Source organism: Neobacillus drentensis (assembly GCF_036965425.1).
Taxonomy (GTDB): Bacteria; Bacillota; Bacilli; order Bacillales; family Cytobacillaceae; genus Neobacillus; species Neobacillus drentensis_F.
In genome coordinates, this window is the sequence record NZ_JBALPP010000109.1 from 43,460 (window position 1) to 51,794 (window position 8,335).

The following is an 8,335-nucleotide window of genomic DNA, read 5'->3' on the forward strand; positions in this document are numbered from 1 at the left end:
GCGAAATATATGTTGTTTAAATGCTGATAATGTAGATATTTGTCGAATTCCGTAAAATTCAAATGGAACTGAATTTACACTACGATAATATTAAAAACAGTGTTTAATTGAAAAAACTTTCTATTAAACCCTATTAAATCAATAATTTAACCACCAGGAAAAATTTTCTTATATTTTCCAAAATAAAAATAATTGACGGATATGGGAATGGCTGGTATTATGAAGGTAAGAAAAATTTGTCGAATAATGACGAATTATAGAATAGAAAATATACTTTTTTATTAGTGAGAGGAGATTATAAAAAATGAAATCTACTGGTATCGTTCGTAAAGTTGATGAATTAGGCCGTGTGGTTATTCCGATTGAATTAAGACGTACTCTTGGTATTGCTGAAAAGGATGCTCTTGAAATCTATGTAGATGATGATCGTATCATCCTTAAAAAATACAAGCCAAACATGACTTGCCAAGTAACTGGTGAAGTTTCTGATGACAATTTAGCACTTGCTGGCGGAAAATTAATTCTTAGCCGTGAAGGTGCAGAGCAATTACTTCAAGAAATTCAAAACAGCTTTGAATTAGCAAAATAAGAATAAAGCAGATATTTTCTTTTTTACTTCTTTAATATAAATGGCTCCAGAACCTTGTTGGTTCTGGAGCTTTTAATTTTATTCAATATGATAAGTTTGATACACTTCACGCTTGTTTAAGCCTCGGTCTTTTGCTGTTTGTTTAATGGCTTCTTTTGAGGCCATCTTTTTTTCTGAAATATAGTGATTAACATGTTCTTCAATTGTAAAACTCTCCCACCAACTAGACTCTTCCTCGACTTCATTGGTGGTCCCCTCTACTATTAAACAAAATTCCCCGCGAATTTCATCTTGATTGGCCCAATTAATTGCTTCCTCAATGGTGCCTCGAATAAATTCCTCAAATTTCTTTGTCAGTTCTCGGCATAGGGCTATGTTCCGATTACCCAGAATTTCAAGCATAATTGCTAATGTTTCTTTCAAACGATGCGGTGATTCATAGAAAATAATCGTTGCCGTTTGTTTCTTTAAAACTTCTAATTCTGAGCGTTTTTCTTTCTTACTTCTGCCTAGAAATCCATAAAAGTAAAATGGCTGACAACTAAGCCCTGAGGCAATTAAGGAAGTGAGGGCAGCATTGGCACCTGGTAATGGCACTACTGTCATTTTTTTAGTTATAGCAGCCTGTACAAGCTCATATCCCGGGTCTGAAATCGTCGGCATACCCGCATCACTGACAAGAGCAATTTTTTGGCCTTCCTTTACCCTTTGAATTAATTTTTCCCCACTTGTCTCTTTGTTGTGCTCATGATAACTGACAACAGGCGTCTCAATTTCAAAATAATTACAGAGCTTTCTCGTATTTCGTGTATCCTCAGCAGCAATCAAGTCTGCCTCTTTTAATATTCGGATTGCCCGAAAGCTCATATCCTCCAAATTTCCGATGGGAGTAGGAACAAGATAGAGAATACCTTTGTGTTCTTCGTTTTCAAAGCTTTTCTGCTGCCACATTATATCCACCCGTTTCTTCCATTAAAAACTCAATTTTTTTCTTTCGTGATAACCTTTTGAAGTAGTATTCCGCTCTAAGTGCATCCGTTTTATTATCAAATTCTTTATAAAAGGTAAGCTCAACAGGGCCGCGTCCCCTGGTATATTTTGCCCCTTTTCCTTCATTATGAAGTCTTAGGCGGCGCTCAAGATTATTCGTATAGCCCCCGTAGAAGCTTCCATCCCGGCAGGTTAAGACATAAAAGTAATGTTCGTTATTCTCCATATAAAATCTCTCGGATCTCAGGCGTATATTCATCCTTTTCATTATAGACGAATAACGGCGGCAGTATTTTTAAATCAGGACTGCCGTCTTTAATCGCTTCGACTAAAAGGGTATTGGCTTCCTTCCCCTGCTTTGGATAAACAAACTGAATTCGTTTGGGCTCAAGCCTGTATGTGCGCATCAACGTAATCATATCCAAGAGACGCCCCGGCCTATGTACAAAAGCTACTTTCCCACCTTGACGCACCAATTGGCTTGAAGCCTTTACCGCATCCTCGAGCGTACAGAGAATCTCGTGGCGAGCAATAGCTAAATGCTCATTCGGATTGATTTCTTCCTTAGAAGGTGTCGTAAAATAAGGTGGATTACAGGTGACAACATCAAATTTTCCAAAGCCTAATTGCTTGGGCATTTCTTTAATATCGCCATGAATCATCGTTAATCGGTCTTGAAGCTCGTTATACTCAATACTTCTAACCGCCATATCAAATAATCGCTCCTGAATTTCTACACCTGTAATCTTCCCCTTTGTCCGGGCACTTAAAAACAATGGGATCACACCATTTCCGCTGCATAAGTCAATTAAGTTCCCCTTTTGAATTGGGACATACGTAAACCTTGCCAGCAAAACGGCATCTAATGAAAAGGCAAATACAGATGGACTTTGAATAATCCTTAAATTTTCAGCAAGCAAATAATCAAGCCGCTCATCTTCCTTCAATATAACCATAGTTTCCTCCTAAAAAAACAGCCCCCCTGTTAAAGGAAGGCTTTAGCTATTTCTTATTAAGGAAGGAAAGGCAAAATAAACAATCGCCTTCCTTGCGCAAACTTCCGAAGTGGAGATTGCAAATATGAAAGCCTTCTTGGTAAAGACGGGCGAGGTTATCGTATCCTTCCCCAACATCAAAAGGCTTCATGACAGGTGCCCCCGATTGGGCAGCTCCTTTTTTAACCTCTGTTTCTTTCTTTTCTGCTTCCGTGGTTACATCTAAACGGCGCCTTAGATGTTCATTTTCAAGCTTTAAATAATGATTCTCTTCTAGTATTTCGGCTAAATGCTGCTTCAATTCCCCAAGCTGTTGGTAAAGACTCCCAATTTGTGTTTCCATGTTACTTACTGATTCAAATATTTCTTTTTTATCCACGGCGTACACCTCTTAATCTGTGGATTGTATAGAAAAGGCCCCTTCTTTAACGATTTCATCCAAAGTATACTCCAGAACCCGTTCTTGTTCCTTTAGTTCAACCTGAAGCACTCGTTCTAATATATTTAATCCTACCACTTTGCCGGCACCCTGTGGAGTTTCAATGATTTCCCCTAAATCAGGGAGCTGTTCTTTAGCAGATTCATATTCGTCGTTTTCATATTTTAAACAGCACATAAGCCTGCCGCATAAGCCAGATATTTTCGTAGGATTTAAAGATAAATTTTGATCCTTCGCCATTTTGATGGAAACAGGATCAAAATCGCCTAGAAAAGTAGAACAGCAAAGCATTCTTCCGCATGGGCCAATCCCGCCAAGCATCTTCGCTTCATCGCGGACACCAATTTGCCGGAGTTCGATTCTTGTCCGGAATATGGCCGCTAAATCTTTCACTAGCTCACGAAAATCGACTCTTCCATCGGCCGTAAAGTAAAAAATGATTTTATTGCGGTCAAATGTATATTCAACATCAACCAGCTTCATATCCAGCTGATGTTCATTTACTTTCTCATTACATACTTCATAAGCTTCCTGGGCAGCTTGTTTATTTTCATCAACAATCATTCGATCCTTCGGGTCTGCAATTCTAACGACCTTTTTCAATGGGAGAACAACATCATGTTCCCCTACCTGTTTGCGTGGAATGACTGCCCTTCCATATTCGACGCCGCGTACCGTTTCAACAATGACAAAATCATCTTTTTGAATTGAGAGGTCTCCAGGATCAAAATAATAGATTTTCCCCGCTTTTTTAAAGCGTACTCCTACAACATCATACAAATGAAGATCCCTCCTGCAATTTTAACACAAGCTGTTCCATCATCAGCTGAGGATTCATATTAGCCGCAAGCTTCCTTTTTGCCTCAAGGATAGCTGACATTTGTTCCGATATACGCCGTCCGGATGTTTGCAAGGCAAATTGATTTAACCGCTCACTTTCTCCTTTAAAAACAATTTGCTCTTGCCTATCTAATTGTATATATAGTAAATCCTTAAAAATAAGAAGTAAAAGATCTAAACCACGTTGAATCTGTTCTTTATCTTTAAAGTGTGGGAACCAATCGCTTTGAAGCGTTACCATCGCCTCTAACGGATTTTTTCTCAACACTTCATATAATTTTAACATTATTTTTTGGGCTTGTGCAAACCATTCATTGGTATTTAATTCAAGCGCTTCATCGATACTGTTTGTAAGCTGGGCTAACAGCGGTGCCTTTTGAGGAGCAACGCCGTTTTCCACCAATTGTTTAACCATAATCTGCGGGGATAATGGATGGAATTTTAATGTTTGGCACCTCGAAAGAATCGTAGGTAATATTTGCTGAGGCTGCTCGGTTATTAAAATCGCCACGGTTTCAGCATTGGGTTCCTCAAGGAATTTTAATAAACTATTAGAAGCGCTATTGCTCATTTTATCAGCATGGATGATCAGGTAGGCCTTTTTCAAGGATTCTAAGCCCTTCTTCGCAAACTCAGCCTGCAGGCTTCTGATTTGATCCACCTTTATCGACAGCCCATCCGGTTCAACAATATGAACATCAGGATGGTTCCCATGGTTGATCCGACGGCAATTTTTACAATCTTCACACGGTTTAAAGTCATCTTTTAATGACTCGCAGAAAAGGGACTTCGTCAAAAGCAGCCCTATTTCTTTTTTGCCAGTCCCTTTCATGCCTTCAAAAAGATATGCATGGGCCACTCGATTTTTTAAAAAGCTGTTTTTTATCATCTTTAATACGGCTGGCTGCAGCTCTTCTAGTTGATCCCATGTTTTAACCACAATTATCACTCACTTTTTTAAAAGAAATGCGGAAGCGCCTTGACGGTGGAGCTAGACAATTTTCAAAGTCAAAATTTAATTTTATATTTAAAAATGCATGTATTGCTCGATTGGCAAAACGAATACCGTTGCTCCGCCTACTTCCACTTCAACTGGATATGGAACATAGGAGTCAGCATTCCCGCCCATTGGAGACACAGGGGAAACGAGCTGATCTCTCGCCCTGCAGTTATCCTTAATAATCTGGAGAGCACGGTCAACGCGAATATCTTCGGTCCCGATCATAAAGGTTGTGTTACCTGATTTTAAAAATCCGCCTGTGCTGGCAAGCTTTGTCGCCCTGAAATTATTCTCTACTAATGCCTTTGATAACCGGTTGCTATCCTGGTCTTGTACAACAGCGATAATTAGTTTCATCGAACAACCTCTCCTCTATTAAACCGATTCTATTTCCTTTATCTATATTATAGCAGATTTATTTCAAGTGGAAATTTAGCCATAAAAAAAAGCCTCACATGAAGGCTATTTTTCAGCTAATTTTTTTTCGACAATCTGTAAGGTCTTTTTAAAAACCTCATCTACTGTTCCGGAAGCATCAATTTTAACAATACGCTCTGGAAAGCGATCGAGTAAGAGATGGTATCCTTTTCGTACTTTATGGTGAAATTCAAGGTTTTCTAAATCTAACCGATTAATTTCTCGGCCTTTATTTTTATTAATGCGCGTCAGACCTAATTCTGGCTCGATATCAAAGTATATTGTTAACTCTGGCATTAAGTTCTCGACGGCAAATTGATTGATGCTCCATACTTCGTCTATTCCTAATCCTCTTGCATAGCCTTGATAAGCAAGGGAACTGTCGACAAACCGGTCACAAAGAACGTCTCTTCCTGCCTCAAGCGCTGGTTTCACTCGTTCAATCAAGTGCTGTCTGCGCGCTGCTGCATATAGCAATGCTTCTGTTCTAGGATCCATTGCGGTATTTTCCTTGTCTAAAATAACTCTTCTGATTTGTTCGGCAATATCAATCCCGCCCGGCTCCCTTGTTAATAGGGCGTGGTTAAGTTTTTCCGCCACCATGCTGATGATCGTTGTTTTACCGGCACCATCCGGCCCTTCAAATGTAATAAAAGTTCCGTTGTTCATTCAAATAAAACCTCCAAAACTGTTAAAATCTAATGTTGTATAAAAACTCTGATGGACTCTTTGTTTAAGTTTGTGCCGCCCTGAAATCTAGCCCCTGATTCTAACAGCGTTTTAAGCTGGATCAGCTTTTCTGCATTTATTTTTTCACCCTTTATCAGCAAGGGTATGCCCGGCGGGTAAGGAATAATAGTCTCCGCACAAACATGGCCTACGGCTTTATTTATATGTATATCTTGCTCTTTTAGGCTGGACATCTCTTTATAAGGAATCGCCAGACCTGAAATGCTGCCGGCAGCTGGCTGATAGTCTTCCTTCCATTCTTGATTAGGAAGATCTTCTAGAATGGTTTTGATTTTTAATGCCGTCTCTTCCAACGGATAGTTCTGTCCTTGTTTTAATAATGGAAGGATGAGAAGGACATTATAGGGATCGGCTAGTTCTGTATAGATAGCGTGTTCTTCAAATTTTTTCTGGATTTGAAAGCCGCTTAATCCGCAATGGGATTGAAGTGTTATTTTTAAACAATCTCCATGATGATTGGGAAACTCTAACACTTTAATCTGTGGAATTTTTGCTAAATCCTCTTTAAAGCGGTTGATCTCTTTTAGTAAAAATGTTGCGTCCTTTTGCTCATAGCCTGCTAAATAATGTCTTGCTAGATCAAGAGACGCCATTATAGGATAGGAAGGGCTGCTGGATTGGAACATTTCTAAGTTTTCTTTTAATTTGTTTTTTTCAATGAGCTTACTATTAAAATGCAAATATGAGCCCATCGTCATGGCCGGCAGGGTTTTATGTGCGGATTGCACGACTATATCCGCTCCCATTTGCGTAGCAGAAGCCGGAAAGGGCTGTCCAATGATAAAATGCGCACCGTGTGCTTCATCGACTAAAACAGGAATTTGATGCAGGTGGGCTTGTTCAATAATTTCTTGTACATCCGTTGCTAACCCATAATAATTTGGATAGGTCAATATGATGGCTTTTGCATTGGGATACTGACTTATTGCTTTTGCGGCTATTTCAAGAGTAATCCCAGCTGCTACCTTCCACTCCAGGTTATATTCCGGTTCCAAAAAGATTGGATTTACTTTTGCTAATTTTAACGCATTTAGGACAGATTTGTGGCAGTTCCTTTGAACAAGGACAGTATCGTCCTCTGTGCAAGCTGCCATGATCATCGCTAAGTTGCCGACGGTCGATCCATTTACGAGAAAATAGCTTTTTTCCACTTGAAAAAGGTCAGCTAAAAGGGTCTCTGCCTCTAAGATGGCATCTTCAGGCGAGTGCAGATCATCGAGTCCTGTCAGTTCTGTTGCATCTAGCTGCAGGATAGGCTGATAAAATGGAGATAGACTAACTTCCCCATATTTATGTCCAGGTACATGAAAGGATATTGGCTTCTGTTTTATATGTTTTATTAATGCTTCATATAAGGGCTTCTGGGATTGAGTCATTTTTTATATACTTCCTTTACATAGTCTCATCTATTTTAACAAAAAAAATAAAGCCCATAAGGACTTGTTATGAAAATATTTCTGGAGTGTTTATTTTTTTAAGCTGTTTTAGAAAATATTTATATTTTGGATCATTTGTATCTGTCTGAATCAAATCATTTTCACAGTCGGTACAAATAAACGAAGTATATAGATGTATGCCTTTTGGTTTTAGATTCTCACAAATCACACATGTTTCTTCAATATGTTTATGTGCCAAAAATGAACTCAATTCCTCCACCTCCATACACCCATTCTGCCCGGCAATTTGGATTTGTATACAATTTTTTGAATACTCTTTATTATATTATGTTGTGTTTCACAATTGGGTGTATGTCTATAGGTGATTTCTTTTCAAAAACTATAAATTTTTGTTTGTTTTATTGTTTTCAGGATTTCTATTGTGGAATTTACATTGCATTTTTCCACTGTACATGTCTCCTATAAGCGGTATTGCTGACTTGATTGAGTATGAGGTTTGTCCTTCATCTTAGCTATGAAACAGTTTGCGTTGTTTAACTGGAGAGTCGGGCATTTAAATAGCATTTTATTGACCGCCGCTGGGTTTTCACTGTCAGGTTTGTCTTTCATCCAGGTTATGAAAGACAGTTTGGATTGGTTAGCTGGTGGTTTGGGCATTTAAATAGCGTTTTATTGACCGCCCTCGGGTTTTTGCTGTCCGGTTTGTCCTTCATCTTGGCCATGAAAGACAATTTTGGTTGGTTGATTAGTAGTTTTGGCGTTATGCCAGGCTCCTAGTGACCAATTTCGTCTTTTAACCGACCTTTCTGTCCTTCATTCAAGCTAAAAGGACAATGATGCTAAGCTTTTCACTCATTTTGCCTTAAAATAAAAAAAAGACAATCCTAGCGGATTGTCTCTTTCATGTGCCTGGCAACG

At 38.8% G+C, this 8,335-nt stretch carries 11 protein-coding genes; 1 reads left to right on the top strand and 10 read right to left on the bottom strand.

Annotation, left to right across the window (positions count from 1 at the left end; all coding sequences use genetic code 11):
• The first annotated feature begins 304 nt into the window (after nucleotides 1-304).
• Nucleotides 305-589 carry an AbrB/MazE/SpoVT family DNA-binding domain-containing protein gene (locus V7161_RS23840; protein ID WP_223596406.1) on the top strand — a complete coding sequence of 95 codons (285 nt, stop codon included), beginning with the start codon at nucleotides 305-307 and terminating at the stop codon, nucleotides 587-589.
• 78 nt (nucleotides 590-667) lie between these two features.
• On the opposite strand, the gene rsmI is transcribed toward V7161_RS23840, so the two are convergent.
• The 10 genes from rsmI to V7161_RS23890 all read right to left on the bottom strand — a co-directional run bounded on the left by rsmI (nucleotide 668) and on the right by V7161_RS23890 (nucleotide 7,682).
• Complete coding sequence (gene rsmI, locus V7161_RS23845) at nucleotides 668-1,540, bottom strand: 16S rRNA (cytidine(1402)-2'-O)-methyltransferase (protein WP_335715310.1); 873 nt, start codon at nucleotides 1,538-1,540, stop codon at nucleotides 668-670.
• Nucleotides 1,518-1,805, bottom strand: coding sequence for a GIY-YIG nuclease family protein (locus V7161_RS23850; RefSeq protein ID WP_335715311.1), 288 nt, complete (start codon nucleotides 1,803-1,805; stop codon nucleotides 1,518-1,520). Before V7161_RS23850 ends, rsmI begins: the two co-directional genes overlap by 23 nt.
• Nucleotides 1,795-2,535 (bottom strand): tRNA1(Val) (adenine(37)-N6)-methyltransferase, encoded by a 741-nt coding sequence (locus V7161_RS23855; RefSeq protein ID WP_335715312.1) that lies wholly within the window; start codon nucleotides 2,533-2,535, stop codon nucleotides 1,795-1,797. The genes V7161_RS23850 and V7161_RS23855 overlap by 11 nt, the downstream gene beginning before the upstream one ends.
• A gap of 46 nt (nucleotides 2,536-2,581) precedes the next feature.
• Nucleotides 2,582-2,953 (bottom strand): DNA replication initiation control protein YabA, encoded by a 372-nt coding sequence (gene yabA / locus V7161_RS23860; RefSeq protein WP_335715313.1) that lies wholly within the window; start codon nucleotides 2,951-2,953, stop codon nucleotides 2,582-2,584.
• Nucleotides 2,954-2,965: 12 nt separating this feature from the next.
• Nucleotides 2,966-3,793 carry a PSP1 domain-containing protein gene (locus V7161_RS23865; protein WP_223596411.1) on the bottom strand — a complete coding sequence of 276 codons (828 nt, stop codon included), beginning with the start codon at nucleotides 3,791-3,793 and terminating at the stop codon, nucleotides 2,966-2,968.
• Nucleotides 3,786-4,793, bottom strand: a complete 1,008-nt coding sequence (holB, locus tag V7161_RS23870; RefSeq protein ID WP_335715314.1) for a DNA polymerase III subunit delta' — start codon at nucleotides 4,791-4,793, stop codon at nucleotides 3,786-3,788. Before holB ends, V7161_RS23865 begins: the two co-directional genes overlap by 8 nt.
• Before the next feature lie 87 nt (nucleotides 4,794-4,880).
• Nucleotides 4,881-5,210, bottom strand: coding sequence for a cyclic-di-AMP receptor (locus V7161_RS23875; RefSeq protein WP_223596413.1), 330 nt, complete (start codon nucleotides 5,208-5,210; stop codon nucleotides 4,881-4,883).
• Nucleotides 5,211-5,315: 105 nt separating this feature from the next.
• Nucleotides 5,316-5,939 (bottom strand): dTMP kinase, encoded by a 624-nt coding sequence (gene tmk / locus V7161_RS23880; RefSeq protein WP_335715315.1) that lies wholly within the window; start codon nucleotides 5,937-5,939, stop codon nucleotides 5,316-5,318.
• A gap of 29 nt (nucleotides 5,940-5,968) precedes the next feature.
• Entirely contained in the window at nucleotides 5,969-7,396 is a 1,428-nt protein-coding gene (locus V7161_RS23885) for an aminotransferase class I/II-fold pyridoxal phosphate-dependent enzyme (RefSeq protein WP_335715316.1), read from the bottom strand.
• Between the two features lie 67 nt (nucleotides 7,397-7,463).
• Nucleotides 7,464-7,682 (bottom strand): sigma factor G inhibitor Gin, encoded by a 219-nt coding sequence (locus V7161_RS23890; protein WP_223596416.1) that lies wholly within the window; start codon nucleotides 7,680-7,682, stop codon nucleotides 7,464-7,466.
• Nucleotides 7,683-8,335 lie beyond the last annotated feature (653 nt).

What these genes read in the sequence shown, in the direction of transcription:
- V7161_RS23875 (WP_223596413.1), bottom strand. Translation starts at nt 5,210, where the DNA reads ATGAAACTAATTATCGCTGTTGTACAAGACCAGGATAGCAACCGGTTA.
- V7161_RS23855 (WP_335715312.1), bottom strand. Translation starts at nt 2,535, where the DNA reads ATGGTTATATTGAAGGAAGATGAGCGGCTTGATTATTTGCTTGCTGAA.
- V7161_RS23840 (WP_223596406.1), top strand. Translation starts at nt 305, where the DNA reads ATGAAATCTACTGGTATCGTTCGTAAAGTTGATGAATTAGGCCGTGTG.
- V7161_RS23850 (WP_335715311.1), bottom strand. Translation starts at nt 1,805, where the DNA reads ATGGAGAATAACGAACATTACTTTTATGTCTTAACCTGCCGGGATGGA.
- tmk (WP_335715315.1), bottom strand. Translation starts at nt 5,939, where the DNA reads ATGAACAACGGAACTTTTATTACATTTGAAGGGCCGGATGGTGCCGGT.
- V7161_RS23890 (WP_223596416.1), bottom strand. Translation starts at nt 7,682, where the DNA reads ATGGAGGTGGAGGAATTGAGTTCATTTTTGGCACATAAACATATTGAA.
- rsmI (WP_335715310.1), bottom strand. Translation starts at nt 1,540, where the DNA reads ATGTGGCAGCAGAAAAGCTTTGAAAACGAAGAACACAAAGGTATTCTC.
- V7161_RS23885 (WP_335715316.1), bottom strand. Translation starts at nt 7,396, where the DNA reads ATGACTCAATCCCAGAAGCCCTTATATGAAGCATTAATAAAACATATA.